This is a genomic window from Pseudomonas sp. CP-1 (genome assembly GCF_021213715.1).
In the GTDB taxonomy this organism is placed as follows: domain Bacteria; phylum Pseudomonadota; class Gammaproteobacteria; order Pseudomonadales; family Pseudomonadaceae; genus Pseudomonas; species Pseudomonas aeruginosa.
In genome coordinates this window covers 121,253-142,430 of sequence record NZ_JAJQKY010000014.1, presented here as the reverse complement: position 1 = coordinate 142,430, position 21,178 = coordinate 121,253, and the positions used below count along the sequence as shown (strand labels likewise).

The window sequence follows — 21,178 nt, the reverse complement described above, 5'->3', positions numbered from 1 at the left end:
GCTCCCGCCGGATCGACGCAGAAACCTGTCGAAACGGCTCAGCGCATGGCCTGGCAGGCGATGGGCTATGCTTGTCCGTGGAGGTAAGCGCGATGTCCCCCACCCTCACCCACCTGGCGCTGCACGTCCCCGACCTCGACGCCTGCATCGCCTTCTACGAAACCTTCTGCGGCATGCGGGTGATCCACCGGCGCCCCGGCAAAGGCTCGCAGATCGTCTGGATGGCCGAACCCGGCCAGGAACAACGCTTCATCTTCGTCATCATGCCCGGCGGCCAGCCGCGCAACCTGGCCAGCGACGATTACAGTCATTTCGGCTTCGCCCTCTCCAGCCGCGCCGCGGTAGACGATCTGGCGCGCCGCGCCGAGGCCGCCGGCTGCCTGGTCTGGGCGCCGCGCGACGAGCCCTATCCGGTCGGCTACTACTGCGGCCTGCGCGACCCGGCGGGCAACTACGTGGAGTTCAGCTACGGCCAGCCGCTGGGCCCGGGTTCCGAGGCGCTGCCGATTCCCTGACCGGGCGCGGAGGCGCCGCGTGGCCCAGGCCAGGCTAGCGGGGTTATTCGCCCGACGCCAACAACGCCACGCCCGCCGACAGCTCAGGTAGGGCGGATACCCCATGGCCGTTCGCCCCATACGAAAAACGCCGCGCCCCCATCGGGGACGCGGCGTTTTTCATCGGGAACGGCGAGGCTCAGTGAGCCTTGCCGGTCTTGTAGAGGTTTTCGTAGCAGAAGTTGGTCGCCTCGATGTAGCCCTCGGCGCTGCCGCAGTCGAAACGCTTGCCCTTGAACTTGTAGGCCAGCACGCAGCCGTCCTGGGCCTGCTTCATCAGGGCATCGGTGATCTGGATCTCGCCGCCCTTGCCCGGTTCGGTCTGCTCGATCAGGTCGAAGATGTCCGGGGTCAGGATGTAGCGGCCGATGATCGCCAGGTTCGACGGCGCCTCTTCCGGCTTCGGCTTCTCGACCATGGTGTTCACCCGGAAGATATCGTCGCGGATCATCTCGCCGGCGATCACGCCGTACTTGTTGGTCTCTTCCGGCGGCACTTCCTGGATCGCCACGATGGAGCAGCGGAACTGGTTGTACAGCTTGACCATCTGCTTCAGCACGCTGTCGCCTTCGAGGTTCAGGCACAGGTCGTCGGCCAGGACCACGGCGAACGGCTCGTCGCCGATCAGCGGACGACCGGTGAGGATGGCGTGGCCGAGGCCCTTCATCTCCACCTGGCGGGTGTAGGCGAAGGTGCACTCGTCGATCAGCCGACGGATGCCGACCAGGTACTTTTCCTTGTCGGTGTTGCGGATCTGGTGTTCCAGCTCGTAGCTGATGTCGAAGTGGTCTTCCAGCGAACGCTTGCCGCGGCCGGTGACGATGCCGATCTCGGAAAGGCCGGCTTCCAGCGCCTCCTCCACCGCGTACTGGATCAGCGGCTTGTTCACCACCGGCAGCATTTCCTTGGGCATGGCCTTGGTGGCCGGGAGGAAACGGGTGCCGTAACCGGCGGCCGGGAAAAGACATTTCTTGATCATGAGAATCCTTCGACATGGACGAAGTATGCGGATGGCGCGCAGTCTAATCAGGCTGCGCTCGCCTTACAATGCCCGGCCCTTGGACGTCCTATGCCCTGGTAGATGAAGCCCAGTTCCGCCATCCGCGCCGGTGCGTAGAGATTCCGACCGTCGACCAACAGGGGAGTTCGCATGGATCCACGGATTTTCTGGAAGTCCGGCTGGCGGAACTGTTTCCACTCGGTCACCAGCACCAGGGCATCGGCGCCCTCGACGGCGGCGTAGGGCGAGTCGTGGAGCGTCAACTGGGCGCACGCCAGCGCGTCCGGATAGCGTGCCGCGACCCCGGCGTTGGCCACCGGGTCATGGGCCCTGACCCGCACCCCGTGGCGCAGCAGTGCCTCCAGCAGGACCAGGCTCGGCGCCTCGCGCAGGTCGTCGGTACCCGGCTTGAAGGCCAGCCCCCAGAGCGCCACCGTGCGCCCTTGCCAGCGTCCCTGGAACAGCTCGCCGAGGGTCTCGAAGAGCAGTTCCTTCTGCCGCGCGTTGCGCGCTTCCACCGCACGCAGTATCTGGCTGTCGAAGCCCTGTTGCTCGGCGCTGCGGATCAGCGCGCGGACGTCCTTGGGAAAGCACGAGCCGCCGTAGCCGCAGCCGGCGTAGATGAAATGGGTGCCGATGCGCTTGTCGCTGCCCATGCCACGGCGCACGTCCTCGATGTCGACGCCGGTGAGGGCGCACAGCCCGGCCATCTCGTTCATGAAGGAAATCTTGGTGGCGAGGAAGGCATTGGCCGCGTACTTGCTGAACTCGGCCTCGCGGCGCCCCATCAGCAGGACCCGTTCGTGATTGCGCAGGAACGGCGCGTAGAGCTGGCGCAGGGTTTCCCCGGCCTGCGCCTCGGCGCTGCCGATGATGACCCGGTCCGGGCGCCTGAAGTCGTCCACCGCCGAGCCTTCCTTGAGGAACTCCGGATTGCTCGCCACCGCCACCCGGAAGCGCTTGCGCCGGCGCGCCAGGCCCAGGCGGATGATCTCTTCGACCCGTTCGGCGGTGCCCACCGGCACGGTCGACTTGTTGACCACGATGCAGGCCTGGCGCAGTTGCGCGCCAAGTTGCTCGGCGACCGCCATCACGTGGCTGAGGTCGGCCGAGCCGTCCTCGCCGCACGGCGTGCCGACGGCGATGAACACCACCTCGGCGTCGGCCAGGCCTTCCGCCAGGCTGGCGGTGAAGGTCAGGCGGGCGGCGTCCAGCTGATCGCGCAGGATGCTTTCCAGGCCCGGCTCGTAGATCGGCATCTCGCCGCGTCTCAGCCGCGCGACCCGCTCGCGGTCGCGCTCCACGCAGCGCACCTGGTTGCCCATCTCGGCGAAACAGGCCGCCGTCACCAGTCCCACATAGCCCGCACCAATCACGCATAGCCGCATGGCGTCGTCCTCCGCTGGCCTCGCCTTCTCTGCGGACGATTGCAGCCAAGCGCGGTGGCAGGCGCGTGACGCTGGCGTGAAGCTACCGTGACAGAACCCGCGCGGATGCCCGGGGTCCACCCAAGGTAGGCGGAGAAAACGGGAGGTTCCCATGTCCATCGAAATCGATTCGGAACAAGGCATCTGCAGCGTGGAGATCGAAGGCAGCCGGCATCGCGCGCCGGTCGACAGCCTGCGCATCGGTACCGACGCCGAGGCGCGCCTGTCGGTGCTCTACATCGATGGCAAGCGCCTGCACATCAGCGAGGAGGACGCCCAGCGGCTGGTGGTCGCCGGCGCCGAGGACCAGCGCAGGCACCTGATGGCGGACGATTGACGCCCTCAGGCGTCCGCCAGCAAGAGGTAGGGAGAACTGCGCAGGCTATCGAGGCCGGCGCGGAACATGCGTTCGGCGCGGTTCCAGGGATCGTCGCGCAAGCGCTCGGTCCAGGCCAGGGTGCCGCAGATGCCGTCCCACAGCGATTGCAGATAGATGCTGGCCAGCTCGACGTCCAGCCGCGCCGGCAGTTCGCCGCGCTCCACCGCCCGGCGGATCTGCCGTCGGCCGAAGCGTTGCCCCTGCTTCTCGAGCAGCTCGCGGCGGCGCAACAGCGGCTCGTTCTCGTCGCTGCGTTCGCACTTTAGGTAGAGGATCTCCAGCACCCGCTGCACCGAACCGGGCTCGCAGCACTGGCGGAGAAAGCCCATGCCGGCGCGCAGGAGGATATCCAGCGCCGGCACCCTAGCGTTTTCGTCGGGTACCTCGATCTGGCCGAAGGCGCGGTCGCACATCGCCAGGCAGACCTCGATCTTGTTCTTGTAGTGGCCGTAGACCGCACCGCGAGAAACCCCGGCGGCGTCCGCCAGGTCGGCCATGGCAGTAGTGCCCACGCCCTTTTCCAGGAAAACCCGCTCGGCGGCATCGAGTATGCCGTCGCGGGTTTTCTGGGATTCCTCTTTGGTTTTCCTGGCCACTGAACGTCCTCACAAGGGAAAGGCGCCGCAGATCATAAGGATATGTTACAGAAACGCCAATTAATTAATCACTCATGATTGATTATATGCTACTGTCGCGCCGCTCGTGAGTTGCGGTGCCCTTTCCCGGGCAAGCTCGCGAGTTCACGAATCGAGGGACACCCATGCACATCCAATGGACCGGCTCGCTGCGCGGGCTGCTGGCGGCCCTGGTCGCCCTATTCCTGCTGGGCTGCGAAGAAGCAGCGGACACCGGGAAGACTGCGGAGGCCCCCGCCGAGGTCGGCGTGATCGTCGCCAGGCCGGCGCCTATCGGCATCACCAGCGAGCTGCCCGGACGCCTGGAAGCGTACCGCCAGGCTGAAGTGCGGGCGCGCGTCGCCGGCATCGTCACCCGTCGCCTGTACGAGGAAGGCCAGGACGTCCGCGCCGGCACCGTGCTGTTCCAGATCGACCCTGCGCCCTTGAAGGCGGCCCTGGACATCAGCCGCGGCGCCCTGGCCCGGGCCGAGGCCAGCCACGCGGCGGCGGCCGACAAGCTCAAGCGCTACGCCGACCTGATCAAGGACCGCGCCATCAGCGAACGCGAGTACACCGAAGCGCAGACCGACGCGCGCCAGGCCCTGGCGCAGATCGCCTCGGCCAAGGCCGAACTGGAGCAGGCCCGCCTGCGCCTGGGCTACGCCACGGTCACCGCGCCGATCGACGGCCGCGCACGGCGTGCGCTGGTCACCGAAGGCGCGCTGGTCGGCGAGGACTCGCCGACACCGCTGACCCGCGTCGAGCAGATCGATCCGATCTACGTGAACTTCTCCCAGCCGGCCGGCGAAGTCGCCGCCATGCAGCGGGCGATCCGCGAAGGCCAGGTGAAGGGTGTCGCCGACAAGGACATCGCCGTGCGCCTGGTCCTGGCCGACGGCAGCGAGTACCCGCTGGCCGGCGAGCTGCTGTTCTCCGACCTGGCGGTCGACCCCGGCACCGACACCATCGCCATGCGTGCCCTGTTCCGCAATCCGCATCGCGAATTGCTGCCCGGCGGCTACGTGCAGGTGCGCTTGCAACGCGCGGTGAACCCGCAGGCGATCACCGTCCCGCGCGACGCGCTGATCCGTACCGCCCAGTCCGCCGTGGTCAAGGTGGTCAACCCACAGGGCGTGGTGGAAGACGTGGAGGTCCGCGCCGACACCCTGCAGGGCCGCGACTGGATCATCAGCCGCGGGCTCAAGGGCGGCGAGCGGGTGATCGTCGAGAACGCCGCCCAGCATGCCGCCGGCTCCAGCGTCCAGGCGGTGGTCCGCCAGCCGGCCAGCGCCGACGCCCCCTCACCGCTGGCCGCCTCGCCGGCGGGCCAGTGACGGAGAACGCTACGAATGGCTCGTTTCTTCATTGACCGGCCGGTCTTCGCCTGGGTGATCTCCCTGCTGATCGTGCTCGCCGGGGTCCTGGCGATCCGCTTCCTGCCGGTCGCCCAGTACCCGGACATCGCGCCGCCGGTGGTCAACGTCAGCGCCAGCTATCCCGGCGCCTCGGCCAAGGTGGTCGAGGAAGCGGTGACCGCGATCATCGAGCGCGAGATGAACGGCGCGCCCGGCCTGCTCTACACCAAGGCCACCAGCAGCACCGGCCAGGCTTCGCTGACCCTGACCTTCCGCCAGGGCGTGAACGCCGACCTCGCTGCGGTGGAAGTGCAGAACCGCCTGAAGATCGTCGAGTCGCGCCTGCCCGAGTCGGTGCGGCGCGACGGCATCTATGTGGAGAAGGCGGCGGACAGCATCCAACTGATCGTCACCCTTACCTCCTCCAGCGGCCGCTACGACGCCATGGAGCTGGGCGAGATCGCCTCGTCCAACGTGTTGCAGGCGCTGCGCCGGGTGGAGGGCGTGGGCAAGGTCGAGACCTGGGGCGCCGAGTACGCCATGCGCATCTGGCCCGACCCGGCCAAGCTGACCTCGATGAACCTCAGCGCCAGCGACCTGGTCAACGCCGTGCGCCGGCACAACGCCCGCCTCACCGTGGGCGACATCGGCAACCTCGGGGTCCCCGACTCGGCGCCGATCAGCGCCACGGTGAAGGTCGACGACACCCTGGTGACGCCCGAGCAGTTCGGCGAGATTCCGCTGCGCATCCGCGCCGACGGCGGCGCGATCCGCCTGCGCGACGTGGCCCGCGTCGAGTTCGGCCAGAGCGAGTACGGCTTCGTCTCGCGGGTCAACCAGATGACCGCCACCGGCCTGGCGGTGAAGATGGCGCCCGGCTCCAACGCGGTGGCCACCGCCAAGCGCATCCGCGCCACCCTCGACGAGCTGTCGCGCTACTTCCCGGAGGGCGTGAGCTACAACATCCCCTATGACACCTCGGCGTTCGTCGAGATCTCGATCAGGAAGGTGGTCAGCACCCTGCTCGAGGCGATGCTGCTGGTGTTCGCCGTGATGTACCTGTTCATGCAGAACTTCCGCGCCACCCTGATCCCGACGCTGGTGGTGCCGGTGGCCCTGCTGGGCACCTTCACGGTGATGCTCGGCCTGGGCTTCTCGATCAACGTGCTGACCATGTTCGGCATGGTCCTGGCGATCGGCATCCTGGTGGACGACGCGATCATCGTGGTGGAGAACGTCGAGCGGCTGATGGCCGAGGAAGGCCTGTCGCCGCACGACGCCACGGTCAAGGCGATGCGCCAGATCAGCGGTGCCATCGTCGGCATCACCGTGGTGCTGGTCTCGGTATTCGTGCCGATGGCGTTCTTCAGCGGCGCGGTGGGCAACATCTACCGCCAGTTCGCGGTGACCCTGGCGGTCTCCATCGGCTTCTCGGCGTTCCTCGCGCTGTCGCTGACCCCGGCCCTGTGCGCCACCCTGCTGCGCCCGATCGACGCCGACCACCATGAGAAGCGCGGCTTCTTCGGCTGGTTCAACCGCGCCTTCCTGCGCCTGACCGGACGCTACCGCAACGCGGTGGCCGGCATCCTCGCCCGGCCGATCCGCTGGATGCTGGTCTACGCCCTGGTCATCGGCGTGGTCGCCCTGCTCTTCGTGCGCCTGCCGCAGGCGTTCCTGCCGGAAGAGGACCAGGGCGACTTCATGATCATGGTGATGCAGCCCGAAGGTACGCCGATGGCGGAGACCATGGCCAACGTCGGCGACGTCGAGCGCTACCTGGCGGAGCACGAACCGGTGGCCTACGCCTATGCGGTCGGCGGCTTCAGCCTGTACGGCGACGGCACCAGCTCGGCGATGATCTTCGCCACCCTGAAGGACTGGTCGGAACGCCGGGAGGCCAGCCAGCACGTCGGCGCCATCGTCGAGCGCATCAACCAGCGCTTCGCCGGCCTGCCCAACCGTACGGTGTATGCGATGAACTCGCCGCCGCTGCCGGACCTGGGTTCCACCAGCGGCTTCGACTTCCGCCTGCAGGACCGTGGCGGGGTTGGCTACGAGGCCCTGGTCAAGGCCCGCGACCAGTTGCTGGCGCGCGCCGCCGAGGACCCGCGTCTGGCCAACGTGATGTTCGCCGGCCAGGGCGAGGCGCCGCAGATCCGCCTGGACATCGACCGACGCAAGGCGGAGACCCTCGGCGTGAGCATGGACGAGATCAACACCACCCTGGCGGTGATGTTCGGCTCGGACTACATCGGCGACTTCATGCACGGCAGCCAGGTGCGCAAGGTGGTGGTCCAGGCCGACGGCGCCAAGCGCCTGGGCATCGACGACATCGGCCGGCTTCACGTGCGCAACGAGCAGGGCGAGATGGTCCCGCTGGCGACGTTCGCCAAGGCCGCCTGGACCCTCGGCCCGCCGCAACTGACCCGCTACAACGGCTATCCCTCGTTCAACCTCGAGGGCCAGGCCGCGCCGGGCTACAGCAGCGGCGAAGCCATGCAGGCGATGGAGCAATTGATGCAGGGCCTGCCCGAGGGCATCGCCCATGAGTGGTCCGGCCAGTCCTTCGAAGAACGCCTGTCCGGCGCCCAGGCGCCGGCGCTGTTCGCCCTCTCGGTGCTGATCGTGTTCCTCGCCCTGGCCGCCCTCTACGAAAGCTGGTCGATCCCGCTGGCGGTGATCCTGGTGGTGCCGCTGGGCGTGCTCGGCGCACTGCTCGGGGTGAGCCTGCGCGGCCTGCCCAACGACATCTACTTCAAGGTCGGCCTGATCACCATCATCGGCCTCTCGGCGAAGAACGCCATCCTCATCATCGAGGTGGCCAAGGACCATTACCAGGAAGGCATGAGCCTGCTGCAGGCGACCCTGGAGGCCGCGCGCCTGCGCCTGCGACCGATCGTCATGACCTCGCTGGCGTTCGGTTTCGGCGTGGTCCCGCTGGCGCTCTCCAGCGGCGCCGGTTCCGGCGCCCAGGTCGCCATCGGCACCGGGGTGCTCGGCGGGATCGTCACCGCCACGGTACTCGCGGTGTTCCTGGTACCGCTGTTCTTCCTGGTGGTCGGGCGCCTGTTCCGGTTACGCAAGGCGCCGCGCACCGGCACCTCGCCCCGGATCCCGACGGAGCAAGCCTGATGCCCCTAGCGAAACTCTCGCTCCCCACCCTGGCACTGTGCGTCGGGCTGCTCGGCGCCTGCCCGCCGACGCCTCGGCAGCCGCGCGCGGCCCCCATCGTTCCGGCCAACGGCCCCGACCTTCGGGGCAAGCTGGACGACTGGCAACAGCAGTTCACCGACCCGCTGCTGCGACAGATGATCGGCTACGCGCCGGCGCTATCCGGCGCGCAAGCCTGAATTCCGCCGTCCTTTTCCCACCCTAGTCGGCCGCTGGCAGCGCTCGGCTGAAGCGGTAGAACAGGTTCGGCTCGCTGACCACGTACAGGCTGCCCCGGTCGTCCATCGCCAACCCTTCGGCCTGCGGCACGTCGTCCGTCAGGCCATGGTTGCCGCCACGCAGGGTCAGGCTGCCGAGCGGATCCCCGGCGCGATCCAGTTCGATGACCACCCGCGACTCGTCGGAAAGCACCAGCAGGTGATCGCTGGCCTTGTCGTAGTAGAGGCTCGACAGATCGGTGAGGAACAACCCGCGATCGCGCTGCGGGTCGCCGCCGACGCTCAGGTCGAGCGCCTCGCCGCGGTCGTTGAAGAAGCCGTTTACCTCGATGATGCCCACCGGCGCCTTTTCCCGGGCCACGAACAGGCGCTCGCGCAGCGGGTCGTAGGCCAACCCCTCGAAGCCCTTGTTGCGCTTGTTTGCACTGCCCAGGGAGAACTTCCGGGCGTTGCGCGGATCGTCGATGTCGATCACCCGGGTGTCGGCGTCGACATGGATCTCTACCAGGCGTTGGCGACGCTCCTCGGCGACCACGTAGACGCCGGGCCGGATGTACTCGATAGCCTCCGGATCCTGGAAACCGCGCAGGGGGATGCGTCGCAGCAATTCGCCGTCCAGCGACAGCTCGAGGAAATGCGGGTCCTGGTTGGTCACGCTGACCAGGCTGCGCCGGCTGGGGTCGAAGGACAGCGCCGAGACGTTGGACTCCGCGCCCAGCACGCGGGCTTCGATATCGACCCGATAGTCGGCCAGGCGCAGGGCGTTCTCGCGCGCAACATCGCCGCCGTAGCGCTGCTCCAGCTTGAACCAGATGCGCTCGAACGCGCGCTGCTGCTGACCCGCCACCAGCAGCGCAAGCAACGCGGCGAGCAGGCAAGCCAGCAGCGTCCTGTAGGTCATCAGCCGACTCATCGTTACGACTCCTCCGAGAAACACAGTGTTCGGCGAAGCAGAACAGAGCCATCCGTGCCCTTTCATGAGGCGCCGATTAAATATTTCTGACAAGTATCTTTCACGGCTGTCATTTTTCCCCCGTTCCAGGCGTTGACAGGATTTCGGTGCAGCTTTACGTTAACGTAAAGGTAAACAAGCAGGTGCCTGCGCATGTCCACCACCTACACCATCTCCGATCTCGCCCGCGAACTGGACATCACCACCCGCGCCATCCGCTTCTACGAGGAGCAAGGCCTGCTCTCCCCCGAGCGACGCGGCCAGGAACGCATCTATTCGCCGCGCGACAAGGTCAGCCTGAAGCTGATCCTGCGCGGCAAGCGCATCGGTTTTTCCCTCGCCGAATGCCGCGAGCTGATCGAGCTCTACGACCCGGACCCGAGCAGCGGCAACCAGAAGCAGTTGAACACCATGCTGGAGAAGATCGCCGAGCGCCGCGCCCAGCTGGAACAACAGTTGCTGGACATCGAACAGATGCAGCTGGAACTGGATACTGCCGAGGAGCGCTGTCGAGCGGCGCTGATCAAAAGCTATAACAAACAAACAGTTGCAACATAAACCTAATTCGAAGCTTTAAACCGGACAAGCACAATTACAGGTGAAAGCATGACCTATCCCAGCCTCAACTTCGCCCTCGGCGAAACCATCGACATGCTCCGCGACCAGGTCCGCGGCTTCGTCACCGCCGAACTACAGCCGCGCGCCGCGCAGATCGACCAGGACAACCAGTTCCCCATGGACATGTGGCGCAAGTTCGGCGAGATGGGCCTGCTCGGCATCACCGTCGACGAGGAGTACGGCGGTTCGGCGCTGGGCTACCTGGCCCACGCCGTGGTCATGGAAGAGATCAGCCGGGCCTCGGCCTCGGTGGCGCTCTCCTATGGCGCGCATTCCAACCTCTGCGTCAACCAGATCAAGCGCAACGGCAACGCCGAACAGAAGGCCCGCTACCTGCCGGCCCTGGTGTCCGGCGAACACATCGGTGCGCTGGCGATGAGCGAACCCAACGCCGGTTCCGACGTGGTCTCGATGAAGCTGCGCGCGGACCGGGTCGGCGACCGCTTCGTTCTCAACGGCAGCAAGATGTGGATCACCAACGGTCCCGACGCCCATACCTATGTGATCTACGCCAAGACCGACGCGGACAAGGGCGCGCACGGGATCACCGCGTTCATCGTCGAACGCGACTGGAAAGGCTTCAGCCGCGGGCCGAAGCTGGACAAACTGGGCATGCGCGGCTCGAACACCTGCGAACTGATCTTCCAGGACGTCGAGGTGCCCGAGGAGAACGTCCTCGGCGCGGTCAACGGCGGGGTCAAGGTACTGATGAGCGGCCTCGACTACGAGCGCGTGGTGCTTTCCGGCGGCCCGGTGGGAATCATGCAGGCGTGCATGGACGTGGTGGTGCCGTACATCCATGACCGCCGCCAGTTCGGCCAGAGCATCGGCGAATTCCAGCTGGTCCAGGGCAAGGTGGCCGACATGTACACCGCCCTCAACGCCAGCCGCGCCTACCTGTACGCCGTGGCCGCCGCCTGCGACCGCGGCGAGACGACCCGCAAGGACGCCGCCGGGGTGATCCTCTACAGCGCCGAGCGCGCCACCCAGATGGCCCTGGACGCGATCCAGATCCTCGGCGGCAACGGCTACATCAACGAGTTTCCCACCGGCCGCCTGTTGCGCGACGCCAAGCTCTACGAGATCGGCGCCGGCACCAGCGAGATCCGCCGCATGCTGATCGGCCGCGAGCTGTTCAACGAAACCCGCTGAAGCCTCGCTCTTCCCGGCCCTTTTCCGCCAGGGAGAGGGCATTCCATTGCATCGACAGGCGCATCGCCAGGTCGGGAGCGGGCGCCAACCGCTTCCGCCCACCTCGACACGGAGCCACCGCCATGGCCATCCTGCACACCCAGATCAATCCACGCTCCGCCGAGTTCGCGGCCAACGCCGCGACCATGCTGGAACAGGTCAACGCCCTGCGCACCCTCCTCGGCCGCATCCACGAAGGCGGCGGTAGCGCCGCCCAGGCCCGGCACAGCGCGCGCGGCAAGCTGCTGGTGCGCGAACGCATCAACCGCCTGCTCGACCCCGGCTCGCCGTTCCTCGAGCTTTCCGCCCTCGCCGCCCACGAAGTCTACGGCGAAGAGGTCGCCGCCTCCGGCATCGTCGCCGGGATCGGCCGGGTCGAAGGGGTGGAATGCATGATCGTCGGCAACGATGCCACGGTGAAGGGCGGCACCTACTATCCGCTGACCGTGAAGAAGCACCTGCGGGCCCAGGCCATCGCCCTGGAGAACCGCCTGCCATGCATCTACCTGGTGGACTCTGGCGGCGCCAACCTGCCGCGCCAGGACGAGGTGTTCCCCGACCGCGAGCACTTCGGCCGGATCTTCTTCAACCAGGCCAACATGAGTGCCCGCGGCATCCCGCAGATCGCCGTGGTCATGGGCTCCTGCACCGCCGGCGGGGCCTACGTGCCGGCGATGTCCGACGAAACCGTGATGGTGCGCGAACAGGCCACCATCTTCCTCGCCGGGCCGCCGCTGGTGAAGGCCGCTACCGGCGAGGTGGTCAGCGCCGAGGAACTTGGCGGCGCCGACGTGCACTGCAAGGTCTCAGGGGTCGCCGACCACTATGCCGAGGACGATGACCATGCCCTGGCCATCGCCCGCCGCTGCGTCGCCAACCTCAACTGGCGCAAGCAGGGCCAGCTGCAATGCCGTGCACCGCGCGCGCCGCTGTACCCCGCCGAGGAGCTGTACGGGGTGATTCCCGCCGACAGCAAGCAGCCCTACGACGTGCGCGAAGTGATCGCACGGCTGGTGGACGGCTCCGAGTTCGACGAATTCAAGGCGCTGTTCGGCACCACCCTGGTCTGCGGCTTCGCCCACCTGCACGGCTATCCGATCGCCATCCTGGCCAACAACGGGATCCTCTTCGCCGAGGCCGCGCAGAAAGGCGCGCACTTCATCGAGTTGGCCTGCCAGCGTGGCATCCCGCTGCTGTTCCTGCAGAACATCACCGGTTTCATGGTCGGCCAGAAGTACGAGGCTGGCGGCATCGCCAAGCACGGCGCCAAGCTGGTGACCGCGGTGGCCTGCGCGCGGGTGCCGAAGTTCACCGTGCTGATCGGCGGCAGCTTCGGCGCCGGCAACTACGGCATGTGCGGACGCGCCTACGACCCGCGCTTCCTGTGGATGTGGCCGAACGCGAGGATCGGCGTGATGGGCGGCGAACAGGCCGCCGGGGTGCTCGCCCAGGTCAAGCGCGAGCAGGCCGAGCGCGCCGGCCAGCAGCTCGGCGTCGAAGAGGAGGCGAAGATCAAGGCGCCGATCCTCGAGCAGTACGAGCACCAGGGCCATCCCTACTACTCCAGCGCGCGACTGTGGGACGACGGCGTGATCGATCCGGCGCAGACCCGCGAGGTGCTCGCCCTGGCGCTTTCCGCCGCCCTCAACGCCCCCATCGAGCCGACCGCCTTCGGCGTGTTCCGCATGTGACGAGCAGACCAGCATGAGCGAATTCCAGACCATCCAGCTTGAGATCGACCCGCGCGGCGTAGCCACCCTGTGGCTAGACCGGGCGGAAAAGAACAACGCCTTCAATGCCGTCGTGATCGACGAACTGTTGCAGGCCATCGATCGCGTCGGCAGCGACCCGCAGGTCCGCCTGCTGGTGCTGCGCGGCCGTGGCCGGCACTTCTGCGGCGGTGCCGACCTGGCCTGGATGCAGCAGTCGGTGGACCTCGACTACCAGGGCAACCTGGCCGACGCCCAGCGCATCGCCGAACTCATGACCCATCTCTACAACCTGCCCAAGCCGACCCTGGCGGTGGTCCAGGGCGCGGTGTTCGGCGGCGGGGTCGGCCTGGTCAGTTGCTGCGATATGGCCATCGGCAGCGACGACGCGACCTTCTGCCTGTCCGAGGTACGCATCGGCCTGATCCCGGCGACCATCGCCCCGTTCGTGGTCAAAGCCATCGGCCAGCGCGCCGCGCGGCGCTATTCGCTGACCGCCGAGCGCTTCGACGGACGCCGCGCCAGCGAACTGGGCCTGCTCAGCGAAAGCTGTCCCGCCGCCGAACTGGAAAGCCAGGCCGAGGCCTGGATCGCCAACCTGCTGCAAAACAGCCCGCGCGCCCTGGTCGCCTGCAAGGCGCTCTACCATGAGGTCGAGGCCGCCGAGCTGAGCCCGGCGCTGCGCCGCTACACCGAGGCGGCCATCGCCCGCATCCGCATCAGCCCGGAAGGCCAGGAAGGCCTGCGCGCCTTCCTGGAGAAACGCACGCCCGCCTGGAGAAACGACGCATGAACCCGGACTACCGCAGCATCCAGCGCCTCCTGGTCGCCAACCGCGGCGAGATCGCCTGCCGGGTGATGCGCAGCGCGCGCGCCCTCGGCATCGGCAGCGTCGCCGTGCACAGCGACATCGACCGCCACGCCCGCCACGTCGCCGAAGCCGACATCGCCGTCGACCTGGGCGGCGCCAAGCCCGCCGACAGCTACCTGCGCGGCGACAGGATCATCGCCGCTGCCCTCGCCAGCGGCGCCCAGGCGATCCACCCCGGCTACGGCTTCCTCTCGGAGAACGCCGACTTCGCCCGCGCCTGCGAGGAAGCCGGCCTGCTCTTCCTCGGACCGCCGGCGGCGGCCATCGACGCCATGGGCAGCAAGTCGGCCGCCAAGGCGCTGATGGAAGAAGCCGGCGTGCCGCTGGTGCCCGGCTATCACGGCGAAGCCCAGGACCTCGAGACTTTCCGCCGGGAAGCCGGGCGCATCGGCTACCCGGTGCTGCTCAAGGCCGCCGCTGGCGGCGGCGGCAAGGGCATGAAGGTGGTGGAGCGCGAGGCCGAGCTGGCCGAGGCCCTTTCCTCCGCCCAGCGCGAGGCCAAGGCCGCCTTCGGCGACGCGCGTATGCTGGTGGAGAAATACCTGCTGAAGCCGCGCCACGTGGAGATCCAGGTATTCGCCGACCGCCATGGCCACTGCCTGTACCTCAACGAACGCGACTGTTCGATCCAGCGCCGCCACCAGAAGGTCGTCGAGGAAGCCCCCGCCCCCGGTCTCGGCGCGGAACTGCGCCGGGCCATGGGCGAGGCCGCGGTACGCGCGGCGCAGGCGATCGGCTACGTCGGCGCCGGTACCGTCGAATTCCTCCTCGACGAACGCGGCCAGTTCTTCTTCATGGAAATGAACACCCGCCTGCAGGTGGAACACCCGGTCACCGAGGCCATCACCGGCCTCGACCTGGTCGCCTGGCAGATCCGCGTCGCTCGCGGCGAGGCGCTACCGCTGACGCAGGAACAGGTACCGCTGAACGGCCACGCCATCGAAGTACGGCTCTATGCGGAAGACCCCGAGGGCGACTTCCTCCCCGCCAGCGGCCGCCTGATGCTATACCGCGAAGCGGCCGCCGGCCCCGGCCGGCGGGTCGACAGCGGGGTACGCGAAGGCGACGAGGTCTCGCCGTTCTACGACCCGATGCTGGCCAAGCTGATCGCCTGGGGCGAAACCCGCGAGGAAGCCCGCCAGCGCCTGCTGGCGATGCTGGCGGAAACCTCGGTCGGCGGCCTGCGCACCAACCTGGCGTTCCTCCGCCGCATCCTCGGCCATCCGGCGTTCGCCGCCGCCGAACTGGACACCGGGTTCATCGCGCGCCACCAAGACGACCTGCTGCCGGCGCCGCAAGCGCTGCCGGAGCATTTCTGGCAAGCCGCCGCCGAAGCCTGGCTGCAGAGCGAACCGGGCCACCGTCGCGACGACGACCCGCATTCGCCGTGGAGCCGCAACGACGGCTGGCGCAGCGCCCTGGCGCGGGAGTCCGACCTGATGCTGCGCTGCCGCGACGAACGCCGCTGCGTCCGCCTGCGCCACGCCAGCCCCAGCCAGTATCGCCTCGACGGCGACGACCTGGTCAGCCGGGTGGACGGTGTCACCCGTCGCTCGGCGGCGTTGCGCCGCGGACGCCAATTGTTCCTCGAATGGGAGGGCGAACTGCTGGCCATCGAAGCCGTCGACCCGATCGCCGAGGCCGAGGCCGCCCATGCCCACCAGGGCGGTTTGAGCGCGCCGATGAACGGCAGTATCGTGCGGGTCCTGGTCGAGCCCGGCCAGACGGTCGAAGCCGGCGCCACCCTGGTGGTGCTGGAGGCGATGAAGATGGAACACAGCATCCGCGCGCCCCACGCCGGGGTAGTGAAGGCGCTGTATTGCAGCGAGGGCGAACTGGTCGAGGAAGGCACGCCGCTGGTGGAGCTGGACGAGAACCAGGCCTGACAGCCAAGACGAGGAACAGCATGAACCTGCCGAAGAAGGTCCGCCTGGTGGAGGTCGGTCCGCGCGACGGACTGCAGAACGAGAAACAGCCGATCGAGGTGGCCGACAAGATCCGCCTGGTCGATGACCTGAGCGCCGCCGGCCTGGACTACATCGAAGTGGGCAGCTTCGTCTCGCCCAAGTGGGTGCCGCAGATGGCCGGCTCGGCCGAGGTGTTCGCCGGCATCCGCCAGCGTCCCGGCGTGACCTACGCGGCGCTGGCGCCGAACCTGAAAGGCTTCGAGGCGGCGCTGGAGTCGGGGGTGAAGGAAGTGGCGGTGTTCGCCGCCGCGTCGGAAGCCTTCTCCCAGCGCAACATCAACTGCTCGATCAAGGACAGCCTGGAGCGCTTCGTGCCGGTGCTGGAGGCGGCGCGCCAGCACCAGGTGCGGGTGCGCGGCTACATTTCCTGCGTGCTCGGCTGTCCCTACGACGGCGATGTCGATCCGCGCCAGGTCGCCTGGGTCGCCCGCGAACTGCAGCAGATGGGCTGCTACGAGGTGTCCCTGGGCGACACCATCGGCGTCGGCACCGCCGGCGCCACCCGCCGGCTGATCGAGGCGGTGGCCAGCGAGGTTCCCCGCGAACGCCTCGCCGGGCACTTCCACGACACCTACGGGCAGGCCCTGGCGAACATCTACGCCAGCCTGCTGGAAGGCATCGCGGTATTCGACAGCTCGGTGGCCGGCCTCGGCGGTTGTCCCTACGCCAAGGGCGCCACCGGCAACGTCGCCAGCGAAGACGTGCTCTACCTGCTGAACGGCCTGGAGATCCATACCGGGGTCGACATGCACGCCCTGGTCGACGCCGGCCAGCGCATCTGCGCGGTGCTCGGCAAGAGCAACGGGTCGCGAGCGGCGAAGGCGTTGCTGGCCAAGGCCTGAGAAGCGGCGGATAACCGCGAGCGGTTATCCGCCCTACCCGACATCACCCCCAGGCTCGAACACTGCGTCATCTACCCTGGGTGCCGTCATACCCCATCCGCCAACTGATAGCCCGAGTCGTCGCAAGCAGCCGTTCCGCCGCCGGCCCCTGCTCCTCGGCCTGGAAGATGCTCGCCGGGCCGACCACCGTGAGCACCGCCGCCACCCGCCCGCGGGCGTCGAACACCGGTGCCGAGAGCGCCTCCACCCCAGGCATCAGCAGCCCATGGATCGCATGCAGGCCGCGCGCGCGGATGCCCTCCAGGAGCACCGCGTAGGCCGCCGGGTCGGCCAGCGGATGGTCGGCGCGCCCGGCCAACTCTTCCTCGCGCAGCTCGGCCACCTCGCGTTCCGGCAGGAACGCGGCGAACACCAGGCCGGTGGACGAACCGAGCAGCGGCAGCACCGAGCCGACCTGGGTGACCACCGTCACCGCGCGCACCGCCTGTTCCACCTGTACCACGGTGGCGCCACGGTTGCCCCAGACGGCGAGGAAGCAGGTCTCGTTGAGCACGTCGCGCAGCTCGGCCAGCGGCGCGGCGGCGCTCTTCAGCACGTCCATGCTGTCCAGCGCCGCCAGGCCGACGCGCAACGCCTCGCGCCCCAGCGAGTAATGGTTGGTGGAGGCGTCCTGGACCGCGAAGCCGCTGGCGATCAACGCCTGCAGGTAGCGATGGACCTTGCTCGCCGGCATCCCCACATGCTCCGCCAGGCGCGACAGCGAGGTCGCCGGGGAGAGTTCGGCGAGGGCCTTGAGGATATCGGTACCGACTTCGGCGGAGCGGACCTTCTGCTTGCCGGAGGGTTCGGCGGGACTGCTGTTCTTTTCCATGGACGCGGGTTCCTGCGGGCGGGGCCGACGTTATAGCTTGACGCTGCCTTCCACTCAAATTACGTTATGCGTAATTGAATTACGATAAAAATAACGCAGCCAGCGTGCCAGGTCCCCGGCGGATCGGCGGCAAGCTGCCCCCACTCCCCGGAGGCCTCAGATGAACCTCGACTCCACTGCCCTCGCCTATCAATCGGGCTTCGGCAACGAATTCAGCAGCGAAGCGCTCCCCGGCGCCCTGCCGGTCGGCCAGAACTCCCCGCAGAAAGCGCCCTACGGCCTGTACGCCGAGCTGCTCTCCGGCACCGCCTTCACCATGGCTCGCAGCGAGGCCCGGCGCACCTGGCTGTACCGCATCACGCCGTCGGCCAAGCATCCGCCGTTCCGCCGCCTGGAACGACAGATCGCCGGTGCCGAACTGGATGCGCCGACTCCCAACCGCCTGCGCTGGGACCCGCTGGCACTGCCCGAGCAGCCCACCGACTTCCTCGACGGCCTGCTGCGCATGGCCGCCAACGCGCCCGGCGACAAGCCCGCCGGCGTGAGCATCTACCAGTACCTGGCCAACCGCTCGATGGAGCGTTGCTTCTACGACGCCGACGGCGAACTGCTGCTGGTCCCGCAGTTGGGCCGCCTGCGCCTGTGCACCGAACTCGGCGCGCTGCAGGTCGAACCGCTGGAGATCGCGGTGATCCCGCGCGGGATGAAGTTCCGCGTCGAGCTGCTCGACGGCGAGGCACGCGGCTATATCGCCGAGAACCACGGCGCGCCGCTGCGCCTGCCCGACCTCGGCCCGATCGGCAGCAATGGCCTGGCCAATCCGCGCGACTTCCTGGCCCCGGTGGCGCGCTACGAAGACAGCCGCCAGCCGCTGCAACTGGTGCAGAAATACCTCGGCGAGCTGTGGGCCTGCGAGCTTGACCACTCGCCGCTGGACGTGGTCGCCTGGCACGGCAACAACGTGCCCTACAAGTACGACCTGCGCCGCTTCAACACCATCGGCACGGTCAGCTTCGACCACCCGGACCCGTCGATCTTCACCGTGCTGACCTCCCCCACCAGCGTCCATGGCCTGGCCAACATCGACTTCGTGATCTTCCCGCCGCGCTGGATGGTGGCCGAGAACACCTTCCGTCCGCCATGGTTCCACCGCAACCTGATGAACGAGTTCATGGGCCTGATCCAGGGCGCCTATGACGCCAAGGCCGGCGGCTTCGTGCCCGGCGGCGCCTCGCTGCACAGTTGCATGAGCGCCCACGGCCCGGACGCGGAAAGCTGCGACAAGGCCATCGCCGCCGACCTCAAGCCGCACAGGATCGACCAGACCATGGCCTTCATGTTCGAGACCAGCCAGGTCCTCCGGCCGAGCCGTGCCGCCCTCGAGACGCCGGCCCTGCAGAATGACTACGATGCCTGCTGGGCGTCGCTCGTATCCACCTTCAACCCGCAACGGAGATAACCCCATGAACCAGCCAACCCCCACTCGTAGCTGGGTCGCCTCCGCCAATGGGCATGCCGACTTTCCCCTGCAAAACCTGCCGCTGGGCATCTTCAGCCGTGCCGGCCTGAGCCCGCGTTGCGGCGTGGCCATCGGCGACTCGATCCTCGACCTGGACGCGGCGCTGGCCGCCGGCCTGTTCGAGGGGGCCGCCGGCGAAGCCGCCGAAGCCACCCGCGGCGGCGCGCTGAACGCCTTCTTCGCCCTCGGCAAACCGGCCCGCGTGGCGCTGCGCCAGCGCCTGCTGGAGCTGCTCGGCGAAGGCGCCGCGGAGCGCCCGGAGCTGCTCCATGCGGCCGCCGAGTGCCAAATGCACCTACCGGCCAGGATCGGCGACTACACCGACTTCTACGTCGGCATCCGCCATGCCGAGAACGTCGGCAAGCTGTTCCGCCCGGACAACCCGCTGCTGCCCAACTACAAGCACGTGCCCATCGGCTACCACGGCCGCGCCTCGACCGTGCGCGTCTCCGGCAGCGAAGTGCGCCGGCCCAACGGCCAGACCCTGCCGGCCGGCGCCAGCGAGCCGGTGTTCGGTCCCTGTGCGCGTCTGGACTACGAACTGGAGCTAGGCATCTGGATCGGCCAGGGCAACGCCCTCGGCGAAGCCATCCCGGTTTCCCGCGCCGCCGAGCACATCGCCGGCTTCTGTCTGCTCAACGACTGGTCGGCGCGCGACATCCAGGCCTGGGAATACCAGCCGCTCGGCCCGTTCCTGTCGAAGAGCTTCATCACCAGCGTTTCGCCCTGGGTGGTCACCGCCGAAGCCCTGGAGCCGTTCCGCCGCGCCCAGCCAGCGCGCCCCGAAGGCGACCCGCGGCCGCTGCCGTATCTTTACGACGACAACGACCAGGCCCACGGCGCCTTCGACATCGAGCTGGAGGTCCTGCTGCTCACCGAGGGCCTGCGCGAGAAAGGCCTGCCGCCGCAGCGCCTGACCCTGAGCAACAGCCTGAGCATGTACTGGACGGTGGCGCAGATGGTCGCCCACCACAGCGTCAATGGCTGCCAGTTGCAGCCCGGCGACCTGTTCGGCTCCGGCACCCTGTCCGGCGCCGAGCCCGGCCAGTTCGGCTCGCTGCTGGAGATCACCGCTGGCGGCAAGCAGCCGGTGCAACTGGCCTCCGGCGAGACCCGGCGCTTCCTCGAGGACGGCGACGAGGTCATCCTCCGCGCCCGCTGCAAGCGCGAGGGACACGTCTCGATCGGTTTCGGCGAATGTCGCGGCAAAGTGCTCGCGGCCCATCCGGGGGCGCGCGGATGAAGCTCTATACCTACTACCGTTCCACCTCCTCCTACCGGGTGCGCATCGCCCTGGCGCTGAAGGGGCTGGACTACCAGTCGCTGCCGGTCAACCTGGTCCGCGACGGCGGCGAACACCGCCAACCCGCCTACCTGGCGCTCAACCCGCAGGGCCGCGTACCGGCCCTGCAGGTCGACGAGGGCGAGCTGCTGATCCAGTCGCCGGCGATCATCGAGTACCTCGAGGAGCGCTACCCGCACCCCGCCCTGCTCTCCAGCGATCCGCTGCGCCGCGCCCACGAGCGCGGAGTCGCGGCGCTGGTCGGCTGCGACATCCACCCGTTGCACAACGCCAGCGTGCTCAACCTGCTGCGCCAGTGGGGACACGACGAAGAGCAGGTCCGGCAGTGGATCGGCCACTGGGTCGGCCAGGGTCTCGCCGCCGTCGAGCAACTGATCGGCGACCAGGGTTGGTGCTTCGGCGACCGGCCAGGCCTGGCCGACGTCTACCTGGTCCCGCAGCTCTACGCCGCCGAGCGCTTCGGCGTGGCGCTGGACGCCTGGCCACGGATCCGCCGGGTCGCCGACCTGGCCGCCGCCCATCCGGCGTTCCGCCAGGCCCATCCGGCCAACCAGCCGGACACCCCGGCCGCCTGAGGGACCGCAGAGTCCCGCTCCTGAAGATAAAGGGGGGCG

Annotated in this window: 19 protein-coding genes; 14 read left to right on the top strand and 5 right to left on the bottom strand. The window is 68.2% G+C overall.

What is annotated here, in order from left to right:
- Positions 1–92: 92 nt before the first annotated feature.
- Positions 93–515, top strand: coding sequence for a VOC family protein (locus LT948_RS24195; protein ID WP_003100368.1), 423 nt, complete (start codon positions 93–95; stop codon positions 513–515).
- 178 nt (positions 516–693) lie between these two features.
- Here LT948_RS24195 and galU read toward each other — a convergent pair whose 3' ends face one another.
- Entirely contained in the window at positions 694–1,533 is an 840-nt protein-coding gene (galU, locus tag LT948_RS24190; RefSeq protein ID WP_003088639.1) for a UTP--glucose-1-phosphate uridylyltransferase GalU, read from the bottom strand.
- A gap of 47 nt (positions 1,534–1,580) precedes the next feature.
- Positions 1,581–2,942 (bottom strand): UDP-glucose 6-dehydrogenase, encoded by a 1,362-nt coding sequence (locus tag LT948_RS24185; protein ID WP_003088636.1) that lies wholly within the window; start codon positions 2,940–2,942, stop codon positions 1,581–1,583.
- 151 nt (positions 2,943–3,093) lie between these two features.
- On the opposite strand from LT948_RS24185, the gene LT948_RS24180 reads away from it, so the two are divergent.
- Positions 3,094–3,318, top strand: coding sequence for a DUF3203 family protein (locus LT948_RS24180; RefSeq protein WP_003088627.1), 225 nt, complete (start codon positions 3,094–3,096; stop codon positions 3,316–3,318).
- Positions 3,319–3,323: 5 nt separating this feature from the next.
- Here the strand turns inward: LT948_RS24180 and mexZ are convergent, their stop codons facing one another.
- A complete protein-coding gene (mexZ, locus tag LT948_RS24175) occupies positions 3,324–3,956 on the bottom strand; it encodes an efflux pump transcriptional repressor MexZ (RefSeq protein WP_003121711.1) in 633 nt (210 codons plus the stop codon).
- A 164-nt stretch (positions 3,957–4,120) separates the two neighbouring features.
- On the opposite strand from mexZ, the gene mexX reads away from it, so the two are divergent.
- From mexX to LT948_RS24160, 3 genes are read left to right on the top strand one after another with little or no spacing between them, the layout of a single operon-like run.
- A complete protein-coding gene (gene mexX / locus LT948_RS24170; RefSeq protein ID WP_003088624.1) occupies positions 4,121–5,311 on the top strand; it encodes a multidrug efflux RND transporter periplasmic adaptor subunit MexX in 1,191 nt (396 codons plus the stop codon).
- Between the two features lie 15 nt (positions 5,312–5,326).
- Positions 5,327–8,464: a multidrug efflux RND transporter permease subunit MexY gene (gene mexY, locus LT948_RS24165; protein ID WP_023103818.1), complete on the top strand. Its 3,138-nt coding sequence runs from the start codon at positions 5,327–5,329 to the stop codon at positions 8,462–8,464.
- A complete protein-coding gene (locus LT948_RS24160; RefSeq protein ID WP_003110687.1) occupies positions 8,464–8,682 on the top strand; it encodes a hypothetical protein in 219 nt (72 codons plus the stop codon). Before mexY ends, LT948_RS24160 begins: the two co-directional genes overlap by 1 nt.
- A gap of 22 nt (positions 8,683–8,704) precedes the next feature.
- Here LT948_RS24160 and LT948_RS24155 read toward each other — a convergent pair whose 3' ends face one another.
- Complete coding sequence (locus tag LT948_RS24155) at positions 8,705–9,634, bottom strand: SdiA-regulated domain-containing protein (protein ID WP_003088602.1); 930 nt, start codon at positions 9,632–9,634, stop codon at positions 8,705–8,707.
- 192 nt (positions 9,635–9,826) lie between these two features.
- On the opposite strand from LT948_RS24155, the gene liuR reads away from it, so the two are divergent.
- The 6 genes from liuR (at position 9,827) to liuE (ending at position 16,871) form a co-directional block, all read left to right on the top strand.
- The gene (gene liuR / locus LT948_RS24150) at positions 9,827–10,231 is read left to right on the top strand and encodes a liu genes transcriptional regulator LiuR (protein WP_003088601.1); all 405 of its coding nucleotides are present in this window, start codon (positions 9,827–9,829) and stop codon (positions 10,229–10,231) included.
- A gap of 48 nt (positions 10,232–10,279) precedes the next feature.
- Entirely contained in the window at positions 10,280–11,443 is a 1,164-nt protein-coding gene (gene liuA / locus LT948_RS24145) for an isovaleryl-CoA dehydrogenase (protein WP_003088600.1), read from the top strand.
- 122 nt (positions 11,444–11,565) lie between these two features.
- Positions 11,566–13,173 carry a methylcrotonyl-CoA carboxylase subunit beta gene (gene liuB / locus LT948_RS24140; protein WP_033995574.1) on the top strand — a complete coding sequence of 536 codons (1,608 nt, stop codon included), beginning with the start codon at positions 11,566–11,568 and terminating at the stop codon, positions 13,171–13,173.
- A gap of 13 nt (positions 13,174–13,186) precedes the next feature.
- Positions 13,187–13,984 carry a gamma-carboxygeranoyl-CoA hydratase gene (locus LT948_RS24135; protein WP_003088598.1) on the top strand — a complete coding sequence of 266 codons (798 nt, stop codon included), beginning with the start codon at positions 13,187–13,189 and terminating at the stop codon, positions 13,982–13,984.
- The gene (gene liuD / locus LT948_RS24130; protein ID WP_003113506.1) at positions 13,981–15,948 is read left to right on the top strand and encodes a methylcrotonyl-CoA carboxylase subunit alpha; all 1,968 of its coding nucleotides are present in this window, start codon (positions 13,981–13,983) and stop codon (positions 15,946–15,948) included. Before LT948_RS24135 ends, liuD begins: the two co-directional genes overlap by 4 nt.
- Positions 15,949–15,968: 20 nt before the next feature.
- The gene (liuE, locus tag LT948_RS24125; RefSeq protein WP_003088593.1) at positions 15,969–16,871 is read left to right on the top strand and encodes a bifunctional 3-hydroxy-3-isohexenylglutaryl-CoA lyase/hydroxymethylglutaryl-CoA lyase; all 903 of its coding nucleotides are present in this window, start codon (positions 15,969–15,971) and stop codon (positions 16,869–16,871) included.
- Positions 16,872–16,938: 67 nt separating this feature from the next.
- Here liuE and LT948_RS24120 read toward each other — a convergent pair whose 3' ends face one another.
- Positions 16,939–17,742 carry an IclR family transcriptional regulator gene (locus tag LT948_RS24120; protein ID WP_033995576.1) on the bottom strand — a complete coding sequence of 268 codons (804 nt, stop codon included), beginning with the start codon at positions 17,740–17,742 and terminating at the stop codon, positions 16,939–16,941.
- A gap of 160 nt (positions 17,743–17,902) precedes the next feature.
- Here LT948_RS24120 and hmgA point away from each other — a divergent pair, with 160 nt between their 5' ends.
- The 3 genes from hmgA to maiA are packed head-to-tail and all read left to right on the top strand — an operon-like array spanning position 17,903 to position 21,139.
- Positions 17,903–19,201: a homogentisate 1,2-dioxygenase gene (hmgA, locus tag LT948_RS24115; RefSeq protein WP_003088587.1), complete on the top strand. Its 1,299-nt coding sequence runs from the start codon at positions 17,903–17,905 to the stop codon at positions 19,199–19,201.
- 4 nt (positions 19,202–19,205) lie between these two features.
- On the top strand, positions 19,206–20,504 hold the full coding sequence (gene fahA / locus LT948_RS24110) for a fumarylacetoacetase (protein WP_003111363.1): 1,299 nt from the start codon (positions 19,206–19,208) through the stop codon (positions 20,502–20,504).
- Positions 20,501–21,139, top strand: coding sequence for a maleylacetoacetate isomerase (maiA, locus tag LT948_RS24105; protein ID WP_003128823.1), 639 nt, complete (start codon positions 20,501–20,503; stop codon positions 21,137–21,139). Before fahA ends, maiA begins: the two co-directional genes overlap by 4 nt.
- Positions 21,140–21,178: the final 39 nt, after the last annotated feature.